The sequence below is a fragment of the Winogradskyella algicola genome (assembly GCF_005869935.1).
Classification (GTDB): Bacteria; Bacteroidota; Bacteroidia; order Flavobacteriales; family Flavobacteriaceae; genus Winogradskyella; species Winogradskyella algicola.
Window position 1 is genome coordinate 371,924 of sequence record NZ_SZQF01000001.1, and the last position, 18,700, is coordinate 390,623.

Below are 18,700 nucleotides of genomic sequence, written 5' to 3' on the forward strand. Positions count from 1 at the left end.
ATAGCTTTATTTAGTTAATTTGAGATCATTTAACTTATTCGCTATTTTTCTGTCGTTTGACAGTCTTGGTATCTTGTTCTGACCACCAAGTTTTCCTATAGACTTCATATAGTTTTGAAATCCATCTTTTTTAATTTTAGTGATTACCAAAGGTCTTAAAACTTTTCCTTCAATTAAATCAAAGTAATAACTATTCTGTTTTTGAAGTGATGTCTCTAACTTACATATAAACTCTGGTTCATCTTTTGGTTCGTTTTCAAACTCTATAAACCATTCATGGTATGGTAACCCTTTAGAAGGGTTAATTTGTGGAGCTACAGTAAATTCGTTTACTGTAATATCGGTATTTGCCGTAGCCTCTTTAAGCGCTTGCTCTACTTCCTTACCTATAACGTGTTCTCCAAAAGCTGAGATGAAATGTTTTATTCTTCCGCTTACAATAACCCTATAGGGTTTTAATGATGTAAACTCTACCGTATCACCAATATTATAAGCCCATAAACCCGCTGTGGTAGAAATAATCATTACATAGTTAACTCCAAGCTTAACATCTTTAATGGTAACACGATTTGGGTACTCATCAAAGAAGTGTTCTGCTTCTATAAACTCATAGAATATTCCAGAATTTAATTGCAGTAGCATGCCTTTTTGGTCTTGTTTATCCTGAAATGCAAAAAATCCTTCACTTGCGGGATACAACTCTATGCTATCTACTTTTCGACCTATTAAATTTTCAAATTTTGCTCTGTATGGTTCATAATTAACTCCTCCGAAAATAAATAAGTTGAAATTTTTGAATATATCTCCCACTTTTTGCCCTTTCTTATCAATCAATTTTTCAAAGTACATTTGTACCCAAGATGGAATTCCGGATATGATGCTCATATCTTCATTAACCGTCTCTTCTACAATAGCATTAACCTTAGTTTCCCAATCTTCTATGCAATTAGTTTCTAAGCTTGGCATTCTGTTTTTTTGAAGATACTTTGGCACATAATGAGCTACTATACCTGAAAGTCTCCCTAATTTTATACCATGTTTTTCTTCTAAAATTGGACTTCCTTGAAGAAAAATCATCTTACCATCTACAAACTTTGCATTTCCTGTCTCATGTATATACATTAAGATTGCATTTCGTGCTGCTTCTACATGAGTAGGCATGCTTTCTTTGGTTATTGGAATATACTTAGCGCCAGAGGTCGTTCCTGATGTTTTAGCAAAATAAATTGGCTTGCCGTTCCAAAGTATGTTTTCTTCACCATTTACAACACGTTCTACGTAAGGCCTTAACGCTTCATAATCTCTTACAGGAACTTGCTTCTTAAAATCTTCATAAGATTGAATCGTATTGAACTTATGATCTTTTCCAAAAACAGTGTTTTTGGCCTCCTTGATTAAATTTTGAAATACCTTTTCTTGAGTTTCTATAGGTTGAGAAGCCCATTTATTTATGCGTTTTGCAATTAGTTTTGCAAAAGGTTTAGATAGTGCTGCTTTAATTGATTGCATTACTGAAAATCAATAAAATTGGTTGGGTTTACTGGATAGCCTTTACTCCATAGTTCGAAATGAAGATGTGGTCCTGTACTAAATTCGCCTGTGTTGCCAGACATAGCAATAACTTCTCCTGCTTTTACCAAATCACCTTGTGCTTTCGTTATTGCAGCATTGTGTTTGTAAACAGAAATTAACTCTTGGTTATGCTCAATGATAACAACATATCCTGTTTCTACAGTCCATTCGGCAAATATCACCGTTCCATCTGCTGTAGCTTTTACAGGTGTATTGGTTGCAACAACAACGTCCACGGCATAGTGTTTATCTTCTATATTGTAACCTTCTGAAATGGTTCCGTTTACAGGTGGGAATAACACAAAGTTAGTTTGGTTTGAAGCGTCATCAAAAAGATTATATTTATCCTCTTTTTCAACCTTATCTCTTAGTAAAGAATCTTCTCTATTAGTTGTGGTCTGAAGAATTTCAGGATCATTTTTTGCGGCTTCTATAACAGAATCTCTATTAAAATCTACTGTTGATACATCTCCTGTAAGTACCTTTCTAATAGATGCATAATAGCGTTTGTTAAGCTCTAATTCTTGAACTAAGGAATCTGTTTTATAATTAAGCATTGTCGCTTCTTTTTTGAGCTTTGCCGAAGAATAACCCGGTATGTACTCCCTTAATGGTGTAAATGCGATTAAAAGTATTGTAAGGAAAATCAGTAAAATTGCAGATATGGACGTTAAAACAAACACATTGAGACGCGTAAGTTTTATTGCAAAACGTTCTTCGAAAGTGTCCTCGTTTAATATAACGAGACGATACTTATGAAGCAGTTTTTTAGTAAACTTCTTTTCTTTTTTTTTCTTTTTTGCCATTAAAACAAAAATAAATAAAATAGTGAAACAGCATTGGTAATAGTTATTAAAGTTAAAGTAACAGCGCTATTATTAAAGTTTAATTATTAACTTTGCAGTCTAAATTTGAAGTTATGATTTCTAGTAGTATATTTTTAGGAGCCTTTGGACCTTGGCAAATAGTATTAATTGTTGTGGCAATATTACTTTTATTTGGTGGAAAAAAGATTCCTGAATTAATGAGAGGTTTAGGAAGCGGCATAAAAGAATTTAAAGATGCCAGTAAAGATGAAGCTTCCGATAAAAAAGAAGAACAATAAATATTGTGTATATTATTAAAAAAGCCAACTTTAAAAAGTTGGCTTTTTTATTACTTAATTTTAATGGATTTTATAATCGATTCTAGCTCAAAAACATATTCTGCTTTTTGCAATGATGGTGCATAAACATAACCATCAGCAATAAGATAGCGTTTGTTTACTTTATCTTCTATTGCATATGTGATAAATGGGCCAGCCATTGTAAACCCTTTCATTTCCCAAATACCTCTTACCTCGTAAGCTGGTTTATTATCTACAATGGCATCAAACATTCCTGGCGCGTACGCATCATCCACTGCCATATAAATATCATCTTCTCCCGGTATTCTGGTTTTTGTAATGTTGTCTCTCATTTTTACAATATCCACCACAGTACTATCTCCTTGAGATATTGTTTCTAATGGAACTTCATAAAACATGACCTCGATAGTCTTAGAGTTGCTAAGATTTTTTCTAATCCAAAAGAAATCATCATCTGCTTTTGCGATTCTGTAAGCAGAAGGAATATTAACGGTAAATCCTAATTTACTCTCTATGGAGCTTACATCTAACAGATCTAATTTAATACGTCTTTGTTTTTCCTTAACTTCTTCTTTATTAAAAGCATCTATAATTTTATCCTTAGCTTCGGTAATTTGATAGATAATGTCATCATTTGTTTTACCACCAACAATTGCTACCGTTTGAGGTTTTGCAAAGGCCTCATTTGCAATTTTAGTGGTAGGCTCAATAGTTTCACCTTTTTCAATCTTAAGGATTATTCTGCTTCGTGTTGCAAATCCGTCAAATACTTGTGGTGGTATTTGGCGAAGTTTAAACATAGGCTCGTCCACTGGCAAACCATAAATAGAAGCTGCAAAGGTTTTTCTAATGGTTTCCCCTATTTTACCTTCCCACAAATCGTTATCTATAACTACGGAAATACTATTTAAGTTTCCATTAGATTCTGGTAAGTACCTTTTTTTATCGCCTTGCTTTTCTTCACCACAAGCTGTTAGCAATAAGCATAATACAAGTGCATAAAGCGTTCTCATAATTTATATTTTTTGTTGGTTTATTACTCAGACACAATAAGTGTCATTCCTATTTTGAGTTTATTACCACTAATATCGTTCCAATCTTTAAGATTTTGAACAGAAACTCCAGAAAATTTTTGTGCTATACTCCAAAGTGAGTCACCAGATTTTACTTTATATGTTTTTCTGCCACTTGTACTCACTGATGTTTTGGGTTTAGCAGTTTGAGTTGTTACTACAGGTTTTCTTGGGTAGATGGTTAAACGTTGTCCTATTTTTAGATTGTTGCTTCGTAAACCATTCCATCGTTTTATTTGGCTAACCCTTACTCCGTAACGCCTAGCAATTTTACCTAAATAATCTCCGCTTTTTACACGATAGCGTACCTTAGTATCTGCATTAAAGAGTTGTGGTAATGGTTTTTCACGTTTATCAAATTCCGCTTTTGCAAAAGCATAAATTTTATCCTCGTTTGTAGTAAAAACACCGACAGCTTCTCTAGGTAACCGTAAGACATACGTTTTTCCTTCTATTTCAGGTATAATATCTAATTTGTATGAAGGGTTTAAAAACTGAAGTTCTTCAATATTTACACCTGTAGTTTCTGCAACCTGATCTAAAGTTATCATTTGCTTTACATGAATGGTGTCGGTTTGTATTAACTGAAAAGGTGGTCGTTCTGGCTTAAAACCATGTTCTTCAGCATACTCAAAAATATACATAGTTGCCAAAAATGCCGGAACATAACCTGCTGTTTCTCGTGGTAGATTTGCCCTAATGTTCCAATAATTTTTATATCCACCAGATCGTCTAATGGCTTTATTTACATTACCTGGACCAGAGTTGTAAGCTGCTAGTGCTAAATCCCAATCACCAAAAATCTTGTACAATCGCGCTAAATATTTTGCCGCTGCTGTTGTAGAACGTATAGGGTCGCTACGTTCATCTACATAACTACTTACATCTAAATCGTACTCTTTCCCTGTGCCAAACATAAACTGCCATAAGCCTGTTGCGCCTACTCTAGATCGTGCTCTTGGTTTTAATGCAGATTCCACAATTGATAGATACTTCATTTCGAGTGGAATGTTGTAATTATCAAATTCTGCCTCAAACATTGGAAAATAAAAATGACTTAATCCCATTAATCGTTCTAATGAAGTTCTTCTGTGTTTTAAGTAGCGTTTTATAACACTTTCTAAAGACGGATTGTACTCTACGTTAAATGGTGTTCGCGCATTAAGACGCTCTAATCTAGCCTTTAAGGTGTCGGTTGATAATTCTGGATAGTCAATAGGCTCATAGGTAAGCTCTGTAACTGATTTATATATTGTATCGTAAAGAGCGTTACTGTATAATTCTTCAAGCCACTTTTGATCTAATTCTGCAGCTTCAGGATGATCCTTAAGGTCTTTAATATTGAGAGTATCTGGTTCAGCAGGAATAATTTTTCCGCTATTAAGCAACTTTCCATCAATTATAGAATCTCCAGTTTTATGTATTGGAATAATTGTGTCTGTTTTTATTTGAGAAAAACCAAAGCTTACTAAAGCAAAGAGTATAAATGAAATGTTGTATTTGTAATGCATATATTTAAAAAAAGACCTACTATACGTAACGTTAGTAGGTCTAAAAATAGTACTTTTTATAACTAATACTCAATTTAAAAAAGTTGAGCATCTAATTTTTATCATTCAATTATTCTAAAATTGCTGCAATTCCAGGTAGTGTTTTTCCCTCTAGGCTCTCTAACATTGCACCACCACCAGTGCTTACGTAACTCACTTTATTTTCAAAACCGAACTGTTTTACAGCCGCAACAGAATCACCACCACCAACTAATGAAAAAGCTCCGTTTTTAGTAGAATTTGCAATAGAATCTCCTAAAGCTATTGTTCCTTTTGAAAACGATTCTAATTCAAAAACACCAAGAGGTCCATTCCAAAGTATAGTTTTACTTTCGTTTACAACTTTATCAAAAATTTTAAGAGACTCTGGTCCTGCATCCAAACCTTGCCAGCCATCTGGTATTTGTCTTACGTCACAAATCTGCGTATTTGCATCATTACTAAAAGCATCCGCAGCAACAACATCTACAGGTAAATGAATTTTAACTCCTTTTGCTTCGGCTTGTTTCAATATATCTAGAGCTAACTCCATTTTATCATCTTCACAAATAGAATCTCCTATTTTACCGCCCAAAGCTTTAATAAAGGTAAAAGTCATTCCACCTCCAACAATAAGGTGGTCTACTTTATCTAAAATATTCTCAATAACTGTAATTTTTGAAGAAACCTTTGCACCACCAAGTACCGCTAATACAGGTTTTTCACCATCTTCTAATACTTTTTTAATACTTTCAATTTCTTTTGCTAATAAATGACCAAAACACTTAGACTCTGGGAAAAATTGTGCTACTATTGTTGTAGAGGCATGTGCTCTATGTGCTGTACCAAAAGCATCATTTACATAGATATCTCCAAGCTTAGATAATTGTTCGGCAAAGTCTTTATCTCCTTGCTTTTCTTCTTCATGAAAACGCAAATTTTCGAGCAGTAAAATTTCACCTGGTTGTAATGCATTAGCCTTCTCTTCTGCTTCAGCACCAACACAATTTGGTGCAAATTTCACTTCAACACCAAGTATATCTTCAACCTTAGATTTTATGTGTTTTAAAGAGAATTCATCTTGTACGCCTTTTGGTCTTCCTAAATGAGACATTAAAACACAACTTCCCCCATCTTCTAAAATCTTGATAATTGTTGGTTTTGCAGAAACAATTCTTGTAGCATCAGTTACGTCAAAATTATCGTTTAGTGGCACGTTAAAGTCTACTCTTACTAATGCCTTTTTATCTTTGAAATTGAAATCGTTTAGTGTCTTCATTTTTTTATAAAATTTGTATCACAAATATACACGCATATTGCTCAAAAGCCAACTGTATAATTTCAATATAGGCAGAAAATAATGAAGTCGTAACATAGCATAAGTATATCTATTTTAAAACCATAAAATATTACTAGTTTTGCCACATGCAGTTTTCAAAGATTTTAGGACAAACTCACATTAAAAATCACCTCACTAAAAGTGTAGATGAAGGTAGAATTGCACATGCCCAATTATTTGTTGGTCCTGAAGGCTCCGGAACTTTACCAATGGCTATAGCCTATGCACAGTATATCTTATGCAACAATACCAATGGTGAAAATTTGGGTGGTAATGAATCTTGTAATCTAAAATTTAAGAATTTTTCTCATCCAGACCTACACTTTGCTTTTCCTGTAACAACAAGCGACAAGGTAAAAAGCAAACCCGTTTCTAATTTTTATTTGGAAGAATGGAGGCAACTCCTTGATGAACAGCCTTATGGAAATCTTTTTGACTGGTATAAATTACTTGGTGTAGATAATAAGCAAGGTCAAATTGGTGTAGATGAAGCTTATGAAATCGTAAAATCTTTATCCTTAAAGTCTTACGAAGGCGGTTATAAAGTGATGATTATCTGGATGGCAGAAAAAATTAATACTGCTGCCGCCAATAAGTTGCTAAAATTAATTGAAGAACCACCTGAGAAAACCATTTTTATACTCATTGCTGAAGACGAGGAGCAAATTATAAATACAATTAGATCTCGCTGTCAAATTTTACATTTTCCGCCTTTAGCAGAGGATGTTATTTCTGATGCTTTAGTTGAAAATTACCACATAGAAAAATCAGTTGCCAGCAGAATCGCACATCAAGCAAATGGAAACTATAACAAGGCTTGCGACCTTATTTATCAAGATAGTGAAGATATTCAGTTTGAAAAATGGTTTGTTTTTTGGGTACGATCTGCTTTTAAAGCAAAGGGTAATAAAAAATCCATTCACGATTTGATTTCTTGGTCTGATGAAATTGCCAAAACTGGTCGTGAAACTCAAAAGAAATTTTTGGCGTTTTGCCTTAATTATTTTAGACAAGCATTACTTCTTAATTATAGTGCAAATGATCTCGTATACCTAGAACCTCGTTCTGAAAATTTTCAGCTAGAAAAGTTTGCTCCTTTTGTACACAATGCCAATATTATGGATATCTTAAACGAAATACAAGATGCCATTTATCATATTGAACGCAATGGTAGTTCTAAGATAATTCTTACAGATTTGTCCATTAAATTAACGCGTTTACTTCATAAAAAAAGCCAAGCGTAAGCTCGGCTAATTTTGCTTTATTTAGTAAGTATTAATTACTTTTTATAATCTTCATTTAATGCCTTAATTACAGCATCTGTAATATCAGTAGTCTCAGATCCATACATTACAGAATTTGTTAAGTCGCTAGTGCCTAAAATAAAAGTGTAACCATTTGTTTTGCCATAATTCTTAACAAAGGTTTTGAACTTTGACATTGCTGAATCAATTTCGGTTGTAAACTCTTTTTCTAATTCTTCTTTTTCAAACTGAATTTGTTGTCTTAATAACGCATCTCTTTGTTGAAACTCCTGAGCTAATTCTTGTTGTTTTTTAGGACTCATCCTTTGAGCTTTCACAGCTGCGTTTTGATAATCAAATTCAAATTGTTTTACCAAACTGTCACGTCTTTTTATATAAGCGTCATTTTTTGGCTTGTATTTATCTTCAATATCTTTTTTAGCTTGATATTCGTTAATGGCTTTTGTTCTGTCTATAAATCCGATTTTTTGTTGCTCCTGGCAAGACGAAAATGAAATTAAAATAATTAATAAGGCAATTGCTCTTTTCATATTGTAGTTTGAATTAAATTTTTGCAAATGTATAAAAGTTGACTTGTGTTTTGGAAATTTTTTACACCATAGCCAAAATCTATGGTTGCTTTTATTTTAAATAATCAGCATCAATTAAACATGGGTTAAAATAAGGCGTTTTAAGACGCTTTTGATTTTTAGTAATGCGATTGCGTGTATTAAAACAGAACAAGCTTTTATTGGTTGTAATATTAAATATTCTTAGATTTTAAGACGTAAATATGCGAAGAATACTCCTTAGTGCGGTTTCCTTCGAGATTTGAGCGCCATCCAATCCAAAATGCTTTAACAGGATTCATAAAACCCGATTTGTATTTTTCTGAAAGTAGACTCACATAGTAAGCATCAAACTTCATTGGTAAGCTTTTCACCAGTTTTAATTGTTCCTCGTGAAACAATTTTTCTATCGATGTATTTGAAAAATGCCAAAGGTGTCTCGGCACATCATAAGCAGCCCAAAAGTTTTTGTAATGTTGCGCATCGTAACTTTTAAAATTTGGCACAGCAATTACCAAAGTTCCGTTTGGTCTTAATAAATACTTAAAAAGCTTAACGTGCATATCTAAATCTGGTAAATGTTCTAAAACGTGCCAAAGTGTAATAACATCGAAACTGTTTTCTTGTAAAGTTTCTAAATGTTGAATATCGAAAACCGAATTATTGGTTTTAGAATTTGCAATTGCTCTTGCTTGTTCGTTTGGCTCAACACCAACAACATCCCAATTATTATTTTTTGCAATTTCTAAAAAATCGCCTGTACCACATCCAATATCTAAAAGTGTTTTTTCTTCAGATTGAAATGAATTAATCAGTTTCAGTTTTCGTTTTAAAGAAATCATTCTGACTAAATGATACACTTTTTCAAACAGATTTCGCTTGGCATCTGTGTGCGAAATGTAGTCTTCACTTTTGTAATATTCTGAGAGTTTTTCGCTCTGAGGTTGTGGAAATGTTTCCAACATATCCAATGCCTCATTGTGCAATAATTGAAATTCTTCTCCAGAAACGGAATGATCTTTTACGGTGAGATATGTTGGTTTGTCGTTTATCATTAGTTGGTCATTTCGAGAGCCTCAATGACCAAAATCGGTGGCTGAGGCTCTCGAAGCCACCATCGTTGTTCCACGTGGAACATATATGTTTTTAATTCTTGAAATTCCGGCATTCGCAGGAATTTTACCTACCTAAATACACCAATAAAACAGAAATATCGTTAGGTGATACTCCACTAATTCTTGATGCTTGTGAAATGGTTACTGGCTGAATTTCGGTTAACTTTTGCCTTGCTTCCATACTCATAGATTTCAGTTTTGAGTAATCGAAGTTCGATGGAATTTTTACATTTTCAAGACGGTTTAACTTATCTGCATTGTTCTTTTCCTTTTCAATATAACCAGCATATTTAACCTGAATTTCGGTTTGCTCTATAATCTCAGAATCTAAATTGTTCTCAGAAATATAAGCATCAACAGAAGCCACTTTTTGCATATCTTCAATCGTGATATTTGGTCGCGCATACAACTTAAACATCTTATCTTGTTGCTTCACTTTAGCAGAATCTTTTGACTCTAAAATCGGATTTATTTCATCTGGAGTTACACTAGTATCTTTAAAAAACTGAACGAAATTTGAGGCTTTAGACTGCTTCTCTTCCATTCGTTTTAATCGTTTTTCAGAAGCTAAACCAAGTTCGTATCCTTTTGGTGTTAATCTAAAATCTGCATTATCTTGCCTTAAAAGCGTTCTATATTCTGCACGAGAGGTAAACATACGATAAGGCTCTTCTGTACCTTTTGTAATTAAATCATCTATTAAAACACCTATATAAGCTTCATCTCTTTTTAAGGTAAATGGATCGCGTTCTTGTACTTTTAAACTCGCATTTATACCTGCCATTAATCCTTGAGATGCTGCTTCTTCATAACCTGTTGTTCCGTTAATCTGACCAGCAAAATATAAACCCTCAACCAACTTTGTTTCCAAAGTATGCTTTAATTGTGTAGGTGGAAAATAATCGTATTCTATTGCGTAACCAGGTCTAAAAAATTTCACATTTTCAAAACCAGCTACAGAACGTAAAGCATTAAACTGAACATCTTCTGGTAAGGATGTTGAGAAGCCATTCACATAAACTTCAACTGTATTCCATCCTTCTGGCTCTACAAATAGTTGATGTCTATCCTTGTCTGCAAATCGATTAATCTTATCTTCTATCGATGGACAATAACGAGGTCCAACACTTTTAATTCTACCATTAAACATTGGCGATCTATCAAACCCTTCACGAAGTAAATCGTGCACTTCTGGACTGGTGTAAGTCATATGACAAGAACGTTGTTCAGTCAAAGGTTTTGTATCATCTAAATATGAAAACTTCTCTGGGTTTTCATCTCCTGGTTGTTCAATCATTTTAGAATAATCTAAAGATCTTCCATCTACTCTTGGCGGTGTTCCTGTTTTCATTCTACCAGAATCGAAACCAAGTTTAATCAGGTCTTCGGTAATTCCAGTAGCAGCTCTTTCTCCCGCTCTACCTCCACCAAAGTTTTTATCTCCAATATGAATTAAACCATTTAAAAAAGTACCGTTTGTAAGTACAACCGTTTTGGCTTTTACTTCTATTCCGAGAGAGGTTTTCACACCAACAATTTTATGGTTTTCTATGATTAATCCAGACACCATTTCCTGGTAAAAATCGAGATTCGGTGTTTGCTCTAACAGCAATCTCCAGTCTTCTGCAAAACGCATTCTGTCAGATTGTACTCTAGGACTCCACATTGCAGGTCCTTTAGATTTATTCAGCATCTTGAATTGAATTGCAGACGTGTCAGACACAATTCCGCTATAACCACCAAGCGCATCAATCTCTCGTACAATTTGTCCTTTAGCAATTCCACCCATTGCCGGATTACAAGACATCTGTGCAATATTTTGAAGGTTCATTGTAATTAACAACGTCTTACTTCCCATATTGGCAGCAGCAGCAGCAGCTTCACTTCCTGCGTGACCTGCACCAACTACAATTACATCGTAAACTTCATTAAACATTCTGTTCTGCTTTTATCACTTCGAGAGCCTCAGTGACCATTTCAGTTTGGTGGCAGAGGCCCTCGAAGCCACCAAGCAATTGTTCCACGTGGAACAACTAGAATTTCATTAAAAATAAACGTGCAAAGATACATCGAAAACACAAGACTAAGAACGCGTACTCAAATAGTACTCTTCCTTAGAGCGCATCAACTTAGCATCTTCCTCACTCTTGTCTTTATATCCACAGTAATGCAGAATACCGTGAATCATTACACGTGCCAGTTCATCCTCAAAAGACACATCAAAATCTATAGCATTATCTTCTACACGTTCTACTGAAATGTAGATATCTCCGTGTAGTTCTTTTCCTACCGAATAATCAAAGCTGATGATGTCTGTTAACGTGTCGTGATTTAAAAAATCAACATTGATTTTATGCAGATAATCATCGGAACAGAAGATGTAATTCAACTCTCCTTCTTTACAATTTTCTGAATTAATGCTTTTAGAAATCCACTCGGACATCTGAGTTTCATTCTCTAATTTAAAATCGGTTTCGTAATTAAAACTAATCATTGCTTTTGAAATATTCTTGAATCTTTTTCTTGAAATGATTCTGCAAAGGTAGTGCTTGTCTGTTTAATATTTCTGTAGTGTTAAAGTATTGTTTTGCTGTTGGAATTTGACTTGGATTGTTGGTGTCGAAATCCTTCTTATTTGTTTCAGATTCACGCTTCGTATCCTGACCTTGCATAAAGGTGGCATTTTCCAATTTTAATAATTGATGTTGTACATCCATCATCTTTTGAAGCGTTTGATTTGTGAAACCGTAGTTCAATAAATCCAACTCTATATCTTCCATTTGCTTTATCAATTCGCCAGCAGATTCAATCTTACCTTCTTTAGATAAGCGGTCTTCTAGGGCCTGACGTAATTGTTGTTGTTGCTGATAAATTTTGAATAATTCTTCATTTTGTTCTTCTCTTCCACCTTCACCATAACCATCATTTTGTTCTTCTCCATTACCATCTCCATTAGAACCATTTCCGTTTTTACCATTTTTTCCTTTGCCGTCTTTTCCTTTGCCGTCTTTTCCGTTTTTACCTTCACTACCTTCTTGATTACCGTCTCCATCCTGTTGGCCATTTTTTCCGTTCCGCCCACCTTTGCCTTGCTGTTCTCCAGACTGTCCATTCTCGCCACTTTGTCCACTCTGTCCTTGCTGACCTTCTTGTCCTTGTTCTCCTGGCTGTTTTCCCTCGCCTTCTTTGCCTTCGTTGCCTTCTTGTCCTGGCTTTTCACCTTCGCCTTGCTTGCCTTGTTCGTTCTTTTTTACACCCTCTTCCATTTGCTTGTTGAGCTCTTCCTGACTCATAATAATATCCGGAAGTTGCTGTCCGCCACCACCTCCAGATCCTGGCTGCATATTCATTTGCATTTCCATATTATCTAAAACATCACTCAGAAAGCTCGCCAATTCGTTACTAGCTGTAATGACATATTGCTGAGAAGACACACCTTGATATAAACGGTTTTCAGTCAAATGACCAAGCGCTTTATCTATATTGAAATACACCTCTGTGATTTGCTCATTAACTTTCTCAGAAATTTTTGGTTGACGCAGGGACAATGCAAACAAACTATCATCAATGTGCTCAAAGTGCTCTCTTAAATTACTTTGGTTAATGATGTATTTACCGTATTTGTTATTGTTGATATCAATACTTTCAAAAGTATTCATCAGCGCTTCTTGGTCGAAAGAAAACAATAAAAGATTCTCAAGAATCTGACGCAAAGCATCAGCATCTTCAGAGGCTTGGTCGCCTCCACCTCCGCCACCACCAGACATCATTTGCATCATCTGCTCACTCATCTGCTTCATCTTTTTAGCAGCTTTTTTCTGCTTTTCCTGAGCGTTTTGTTGCTGCTCTTGTGCTTCACTAGGCTTACCTGCACTTTCTTTCTCTTGCTTCTTCTCAAGTGCTTCTTTAGCTTCCTTTTGATCAAACTTTATACCATCTTCTAAAAACTCATCTACAGGAACGTTCATCGGTTTCTGCAATCGTCTGTCCTCTTGTTTTAAATCTTCGATATCTTTTTGAAGCTTTTGGAATTCTTTATTTAATTCGTCTTGCTTTTCTTTGGTGTTCTCTTTGTCTTTATTAGAAAGTTCTTCTTGCTTCTTCGCTAAATCGTCTAACTGATTAGCAATTTTTTCAGCCTTTTTCATCACATAAAAACGCTTGGTCAACTCTAAGAGTTGCTTCATACTTCGTTTTTTATTTTTGTTTTGTTTGGCTAGTTCTTCAAGTTTTTGGGTAAACTCTTCTTTGTTGATTTTATCTTTCAGCTTTTCCAGTTCTTCAAGCAATTTTTCATCTTGCTTTAGCTTTTCTTCGTTCTCTTTAAGACGCTCTTTTAAGTCTTCTTTAAATTGGTCTTCTTTCTTTTCTTCCTGAAATTCTTCTAAATTATCCTGCAATTTTTTGTTGAAATTTTTCATCAACTGCTCTTGCTGTTTTTGACGTTTTAAGAAATCTTCAAATTTCTTTTTATCGTTGAAGTTAAGCTCTTGCTTTTCCTTTTGGGTTTTAGAAAATTCTTCAAGCTTTTTGTCTTGCTCTTCTAATTTTTCAAACGTTTTGCCAATATCTTTTATCGTTTCATTTTGCTCTTGTAACTGCTTCTGCTCTTCTTCGTCCTTAGTTAATTTTCGGTAACTAAACACGCTACTTTTTGTGCGCTTATAATTGTGAATAGCGTCGTTATCATAAACCTCAAAATACAATTGGTAGCTAACGCCTTCTTCTAAATTGAATTGATTTGGAAACGCACTCACAAACTCACTAAAATTAGATTTTGAAATGCTAATCGGCTCTACAACTTTCTGAGTTTCATCTTCAGTTGGATAGTACACCAAATTCAGTTTTGACAGACCAAAATCATCACTCGCCTGACCATAGAAGTACATACTTTGCTGATCTAAGGAATCGATTTGCATTTTAATGTTGAGCTCAGGGTGCAAATCCTTAACCACAGAAATGTTGTAAGCCAGATTTTCGTAATCCTTTAGGTTCTCATTACTGGTTGAAATGCTGTAATTATAATTTCTAAATAATCGCTTGGTCGCCTCATAATTGTTATTGTCATTTTTTGAAAACGTTAAGGTATCTTCAGCATAAATATGAACCGCATTTGTGGCTTTGGTCATTGCTTTCCAAGTGACTTTTGTCCCTTCTGGAACAACCGCAGAACCTGTACTTTTTAATACCTCATCTTGCTTTTGTGTGTAGGATGGATAGTCTAACAGCATTTCAAAATTGACCAAGTTTGGTGTGTTTACCACTTGTAATTCATACGGTTTTGAATTGACGTCGTTGGCAGATAAACTGAATTCTATATTGCTTTTCGGTAGATTGAATGTGTATTGAAATTCGCCTGGTGCAACCTGTTGCAAATAATATGATTGACCATTAAACTGAATCTGAGCATTCTCTGGAATAACATCGCCTGCGGTTTTCACCTTTAACTTAAAGTCCTTACCTTCAATAGCTTGAAGGTTTTCATTCAACACAAAAAACTGAAAAGGCGCTGGTGGCTCATAAGCTGTTTTGTAGTTAACCACACGCTCGTAACTATCACTAAACCAATCGATTTTTCCTGTGATGTAAGACAACAAAATGATGACCACAGGAATAGCGGCATATTTTAAATACTTAGTATTGGTCTTAAAATTGATTGCTGATTTAAACGGAATGGGTTGCAATTCTTGCGACTTCTGCTCTATACTTGCCAATAATAAATCGGATTGCTGTGGACTTTGATTAAGCTGAAGTACATTCAATAGTTTATCATTGACTTCAGGAAAATGATTGCCAATCAACTTTGAAGCAGTTTCGTAATCTATACCTTGTCTTAGATTGAATAAATGTGCTAACGGAATAGCAATAAACTTAACAAACAAAGCCACTTCCACAGCTACAAACACCCAAAATAAAATGGTTCTTGCTGTTGGGTTAAGCCAAAACACATATTCTACAAATAGCGTAATAATGAGATATAACAAGCCAATGGCGAAAAATAAAATGGCGCCTTTTAGCAGTTCATTAGTATAATATTTTTTAATGAATTGCTGTAGTTTGTTTTTTATGGTTTCGAAATTGCTCATTCTTGGCTGTTATTTCTTTCTGTCAGTTCGAGCGCAGTCGAGAACCTCATTATCTCACAACAAAAACATCTCGACTGCGCTCGATGTGACAGCGATGTGACATTCTAACTTACTAAACTACAATTTTATTTTAATTGATGATTTCCTAAATTTGGTAAGATTGTGTTAATTTAGAGGGATTAACTGTTAATAATCAGCCTATAAATGAAAGACCTTAAATATTTAGCGGCATTTTCAATCCCAATTATGGCAGTTTTAGGACTTAGTTTTCAGAGCTATTGGGTTTGGGCTACACCTGTTTTTGCATTTGTTTGCATTCCCGTTTTAGAGCTTATTTTTCCTGTGGATACTACTAATCTTCAATCTGAAGAAGTAGATAGCAGACTAAAACGTAAGATTTTCGATTGGTTACTTTACCTCAACTTACCAATCGTTTATGGTATTGTGATTTATGCTTTGATATTAGTTGCTCGTCAACCTTTGGAAACTTATGAGTTTGTTGGACTCATTTTTTCTGTAGGCATTGTTTTAGGCGTTAACGGGATTAATGTTGGTCACGAGCTTGGACACAGACAACAAACTAACGAACGCTTTTTGGGTAAAGCCTTGCTTCTACCCTCTTTTTATATGCATTTTTATATTGAACATAATTTTGGGCATCATCTTCACGCTGCAACACCAGAAGATCCTGCAACTGCAAAATACAATCAAAGTGTGTATTCGTTTTGGTGGACGTCTACGATTAGACAGTATTTTAATGCTTGGAGCATTCAGAAAAAGCTCTTAAAAAATAATAAGAAAACTTTCTTTTCTTTTGAGAATGATATGCTGTGGTACACCATTTTTCAACTATTATATTTAGTTATAGTTCTGGTATTTTTAGGGACTACAGCTTTACTGTTTGCTGTCTGTGCAGGTGTAGTTGGCTTTATTTTGCTTGAAACTGTCAACTACATTGAGCACTATGGTTTACTGCGTTTAAAAACCAAGTCTGGTCGTTACGAACGTGTAAAAGAAATACACTCGTGGAACTCTAATCACGTTATAGGTCGCATTGTGTTATATGAATTAACACGCCATAGCGATCATCATTTTAAGTCTTCAAAAAAATATCAAATCTTAGATTGCCACGATGATAGTCCGCAAATGCCATTTGGCTATCCAACGTCGATGGTATTGGCAATGGTGCCACCTCTTTGGTTTAAGATTATGAATAAGCGTGTGCCGAGAAGCATGGTGTTAAATTAGTTTTCAGTCTCAGTCTTCAGTTCCCAAAACTTTGAACTTTAAACTTTGAACTTTGAATTTCAAAAATTTATCTTTGCCACTGTTCTGGTTGGCACTTGCTTTTGAAGACACTTCGACTACGCTCAGTGTGACAATCAGACTTAATTTTTGAAATTATATTATGTCAAAAAAAGTACGTGTGCGCTTTGCGCCTAGTCCAACAGGACCTTTACATATTGGTGGTGTAAGAACTGCTTTATTCAATTATTTATTTGCCAAAAAACACAATGGCGATTTTGTGTTGCGTATAGAAGATACCGACCAAAACCGTTATGTGGAAGGTGCAGAAGATTACATTGTAAAATCCTTAAACTGGTGTGGTATTCCGTTTGATGAAGGTCCTACTTCGACTACGCTCAGTACAAGCTCTAAAAACGAAAAATTTGGTCCTTATAGGCAAAGTGAGCGCAAGCATTTGTACAAACAATATGCTGATCAATTAATTGCTGAAGGCAAAGCCTATTATGCCTTTGATACTGCTGAAGAACTTAACGCACACAGAAAACAACACGAAGCAGAAGGCAAAACCTTTATCTACAACTGGCATAATCGTGAAAAAGGACGTTTGGTAAATTCTTTAGTACTTTCTCAAGAAGAAACCCAGGCAAAGCTAGAGGCTGGCGACGATTATGTAGTGCGTTTTAAATCGCCACAAGATGAAACTTTGCAACTAAAAGATATTATTAGAGGTGATATTTCTATAGATACTAACATTCTTGATGACAAGATTTTGTTCAAAAGTGATGGAATGCCAACCTATCATCTTGCTAATATTGTAGACGACCATTTAATGGAAATCACACACGTAATTCGTGGTGAAGAATGGTTACCATCATTGGCTTTGCACAAATTACTGTACGATGCTTTTGGTTGGGAAGCACCAGAATTTGCTCATTTACCTTTAATCTTAAAACCAACAGGAAAAGGAAAATTAAGTAAACGTGACGGTGATAAATTAGGGTTTCCTGTGTTTCCTTTGGCTTGGACAGACCCAAAAACCAACGAAGTTTCCAGAGGTTATAAAGAGGATGGCTATTTTGCAGAAGCTGTAGTGAATTTCTTAGCCTTTTTAGGATGGAATCCTGGTACTGAGCAAGAGATTTTCAGTTTAGAGCAATTGGTAAATGATTTTGATTTAGCAAGAGTTAACAAAGCAGGTGCACGTTTTGATCCTGATAAAACCAAATGGTTTAACCATCATTATATGCAACAGCAATTAGACTTGGAACTGGCAGCAGAGTTTCAAGCAAAAAACATCTTGTTGAAAGATATTGATGTGAATTACATTGCTTTAGTTGTGGGCTTAATTAAAGAACGTGCAACGTTTGTAAGTGATTTTTGGGAATTGAGTCACTTCTTCTTTGTGTCACCTACAGATTATGATGAAAAAGCATCTAAAAAGGCTTTAAAAGAAGGTACCGATGAGATTTTAAATAAAGTGATTGAATTGGTAAATTCAACCGAAGATTTTACGGTAGAAAATCTTCAAGCCAATATAAAAGGTTGGATTACTGACAACGACATTGGCTTCGGAAAAGTGATGATGCCATTACGTTTAGCGCTTGTAGGTGCTTTACAAGGACCAGATGTATTTGATATTATGTATATGATTGGTAAAGCCGAAACCGTTAAGCGTATTGATGCTTTGGTGAAGACGATTTAGTTGTGTCATTACGAAGAATGAGGTACAAATGACGTGGTAATCTTTTTTTTTTGAGATTGCCACATCACGCTTTTGGCGTGATTCGCAATGACAAACA

The 18,700-nt window shown here is 34.8% G+C and carries 14 protein-coding genes; 4 read left to right on the plus strand and 10 right to left on the minus strand.

Annotated elements, in window-relative coordinates:
- Positions 1-6: 6 nt before the first annotated feature.
- The gene (locus FC091_RS01565; protein ID WP_138432525.1) at positions 7-1,509 is read right to left on the minus strand and encodes a GH3 auxin-responsive promoter family protein; all 1,503 of its coding nucleotides are present in this window, start codon (positions 1,507-1,509) and stop codon (positions 7-9) included.
- Positions 1,509-2,378, minus strand: coding sequence for a M23 family metallopeptidase (locus FC091_RS01570; protein WP_138432526.1), 870 nt, complete (start codon positions 2,376-2,378; stop codon positions 1,509-1,511). Before FC091_RS01570 ends, FC091_RS01565 begins: the two co-directional genes overlap by 1 nt.
- A gap of 113 nt (positions 2,379-2,491) precedes the next feature.
- Between FC091_RS01570 and tatA the strand changes: the two genes are divergently transcribed.
- Positions 2,492-2,677 (plus strand): twin-arginine translocase TatA/TatE family subunit, encoded by a 186-nt coding sequence (gene tatA / locus FC091_RS01575; RefSeq protein WP_138432527.1) that lies wholly within the window; start codon positions 2,492-2,494, stop codon positions 2,675-2,677.
- A gap of 50 nt (positions 2,678-2,727) precedes the next feature.
- Here tatA and FC091_RS01580 read toward each other — a convergent pair whose 3' ends face one another.
- The 3 genes from FC091_RS01580 to FC091_RS01590 all read right to left on the minus strand — a co-directional run bounded on the left by FC091_RS01580 (position 2,728) and on the right by FC091_RS01590 (position 6,579).
- Positions 2,728-3,711 (minus strand): DUF4837 family protein, encoded by a 984-nt coding sequence (locus FC091_RS01580; protein WP_138432528.1) that lies wholly within the window; start codon positions 3,709-3,711, stop codon positions 2,728-2,730.
- A 23-nt stretch (positions 3,712-3,734) separates the two neighbouring features.
- On the minus strand, positions 3,735-5,282 hold the full coding sequence (locus FC091_RS01585; RefSeq protein ID WP_138432529.1) for a LysM peptidoglycan-binding domain-containing protein: 1,548 nt from the start codon (positions 5,280-5,282) through the stop codon (positions 3,735-3,737).
- 109 nt (positions 5,283-5,391) lie between these two features.
- Positions 5,392-6,579, minus strand: a complete 1,188-nt coding sequence (locus FC091_RS01590; protein WP_138432530.1) for a phosphoglycerate kinase — start codon at positions 6,577-6,579, stop codon at positions 5,392-5,394.
- Between the two features lie 146 nt (positions 6,580-6,725).
- On the opposite strand from FC091_RS01590, the gene FC091_RS01595 reads away from it, so the two are divergent.
- Positions 6,726-7,883, plus strand: a complete 1,158-nt coding sequence (locus FC091_RS01595; protein WP_138432531.1) for a DNA polymerase III subunit — start codon at positions 6,726-6,728, stop codon at positions 7,881-7,883.
- Positions 7,884-7,918: 35 nt separating this feature from the next.
- Here the strand turns inward: FC091_RS01595 and FC091_RS01600 are convergent, their stop codons facing one another.
- The 5 genes from FC091_RS01600 to FC091_RS01620 all read right to left on the minus strand — a co-directional run bounded on the left by FC091_RS01600 (position 7,919) and on the right by FC091_RS01620 (position 15,653).
- Complete coding sequence (locus tag FC091_RS01600; protein WP_138432532.1) at positions 7,919-8,434, minus strand: OmpH family outer membrane protein; 516 nt, start codon at positions 8,432-8,434, stop codon at positions 7,919-7,921.
- Between the two features lie 212 nt (positions 8,435-8,646).
- On the minus strand, positions 8,647-9,507 hold the full coding sequence (locus FC091_RS01605) for a class I SAM-dependent methyltransferase (RefSeq protein WP_138432533.1): 861 nt from the start codon (positions 9,505-9,507) through the stop codon (positions 8,647-8,649).
- A gap of 124 nt (positions 9,508-9,631) precedes the next feature.
- Positions 9,632-11,503, minus strand: a complete 1,872-nt coding sequence (gene mnmG / locus FC091_RS01610) for a tRNA uridine-5-carboxymethylaminomethyl(34) synthesis enzyme MnmG (protein ID WP_138432534.1) — start codon at positions 11,501-11,503, stop codon at positions 9,632-9,634.
- A gap of 147 nt (positions 11,504-11,650) precedes the next feature.
- A complete protein-coding gene (gene ybeY, locus FC091_RS01615) occupies positions 11,651-12,061 on the minus strand; it encodes an rRNA maturation RNase YbeY (protein WP_138432535.1) in 411 nt (136 codons plus the stop codon).
- The gene (locus FC091_RS01620; protein WP_138432536.1) at positions 12,054-15,653 is read right to left on the minus strand and encodes a DUF4175 family protein; all 3,600 of its coding nucleotides are present in this window, start codon (positions 15,651-15,653) and stop codon (positions 12,054-12,056) included. Before FC091_RS01620 ends, ybeY begins: the two co-directional genes overlap by 8 nt.
- Before the next feature lie 204 nt (positions 15,654-15,857).
- On the opposite strand from FC091_RS01620, the gene FC091_RS01625 reads away from it, so the two are divergent.
- Positions 15,858-16,901 carry an alkane 1-monooxygenase gene (locus tag FC091_RS01625; protein WP_138432537.1) on the plus strand — a complete coding sequence of 348 codons (1,044 nt, stop codon included), beginning with the start codon at positions 15,858-15,860 and terminating at the stop codon, positions 16,899-16,901.
- A gap of 160 nt (positions 16,902-17,061) precedes the next feature.
- Positions 17,062-18,603 carry a glutamate--tRNA ligase gene (gene gltX, locus FC091_RS01630; RefSeq protein ID WP_138432538.1) on the plus strand — a complete coding sequence of 514 codons (1,542 nt, stop codon included), beginning with the start codon at positions 17,062-17,064 and terminating at the stop codon, positions 18,601-18,603.
- The last annotated feature ends 97 nt before the right edge of the window (positions 18,604-18,700 follow it).

What these genes read in the sequence shown, in the direction of transcription:
- gltX (WP_138432538.1), top strand. Translation starts at nt 17,062, where the DNA reads ATGTCAAAAAAAGTACGTGTGCGCTTTGCGCCTAGTCCAACAGGACCT.
- FC091_RS01595 (WP_138432531.1), top strand. Translation starts at nt 6,726, where the DNA reads ATGCAGTTTTCAAAGATTTTAGGACAAACTCACATTAAAAATCACCTC.
- FC091_RS01605 (WP_138432533.1), bottom strand. Translation starts at nt 9,507, where the DNA reads ATGATAAACGACAAACCAACATATCTCACCGTAAAAGATCATTCCGTT.
- FC091_RS01570 (WP_138432526.1), bottom strand. Translation starts at nt 2,378, where the DNA reads ATGGCAAAAAAGAAAAAAAAAGAAAAGAAGTTTACTAAAAAACTGCTT.
- FC091_RS01565 (WP_138432525.1), bottom strand. Translation starts at nt 1,509, where the DNA reads ATGCAATCAATTAAAGCAGCACTATCTAAACCTTTTGCAAAACTAATT.
- FC091_RS01620 (WP_138432536.1), bottom strand. Translation starts at nt 15,653, where the DNA reads ATGAGCAATTTCGAAACCATAAAAAACAAACTACAGCAATTCATTAAA.
- tatA (WP_138432527.1), top strand. Translation starts at nt 2,492, where the DNA reads ATGATTTCTAGTAGTATATTTTTAGGAGCCTTTGGACCTTGGCAAATA.
- FC091_RS01625 (WP_138432537.1), top strand. Translation starts at nt 15,858, where the DNA reads ATGAAAGACCTTAAATATTTAGCGGCATTTTCAATCCCAATTATGGCA.
- mnmG (WP_138432534.1), bottom strand. Translation starts at nt 11,503, where the DNA reads ATGTTTAATGAAGTTTACGATGTAATTGTAGTTGGTGCAGGTCACGCA.
- FC091_RS01585 (WP_138432529.1), bottom strand. Translation starts at nt 5,282, where the DNA reads ATGCATTACAAATACAACATTTCATTTATACTCTTTGCTTTAGTAAGC.
- FC091_RS01580 (WP_138432528.1), bottom strand. Translation starts at nt 3,711, where the DNA reads ATGAGAACGCTTTATGCACTTGTATTATGCTTATTGCTAACAGCTTGT.
- ybeY (WP_138432535.1), bottom strand. Translation starts at nt 12,061, where the DNA reads ATGATTAGTTTTAATTACGAAACCGATTTTAAATTAGAGAATGAAACT.
- FC091_RS01600 (WP_138432532.1), bottom strand. Translation starts at nt 8,434, where the DNA reads ATGAAAAGAGCAATTGCCTTATTAATTATTTTAATTTCATTTTCGTCT.
- FC091_RS01590 (WP_138432530.1), bottom strand. Translation starts at nt 6,579, where the DNA reads ATGAAGACACTAAACGATTTCAATTTCAAAGATAAAAAGGCATTAGTA.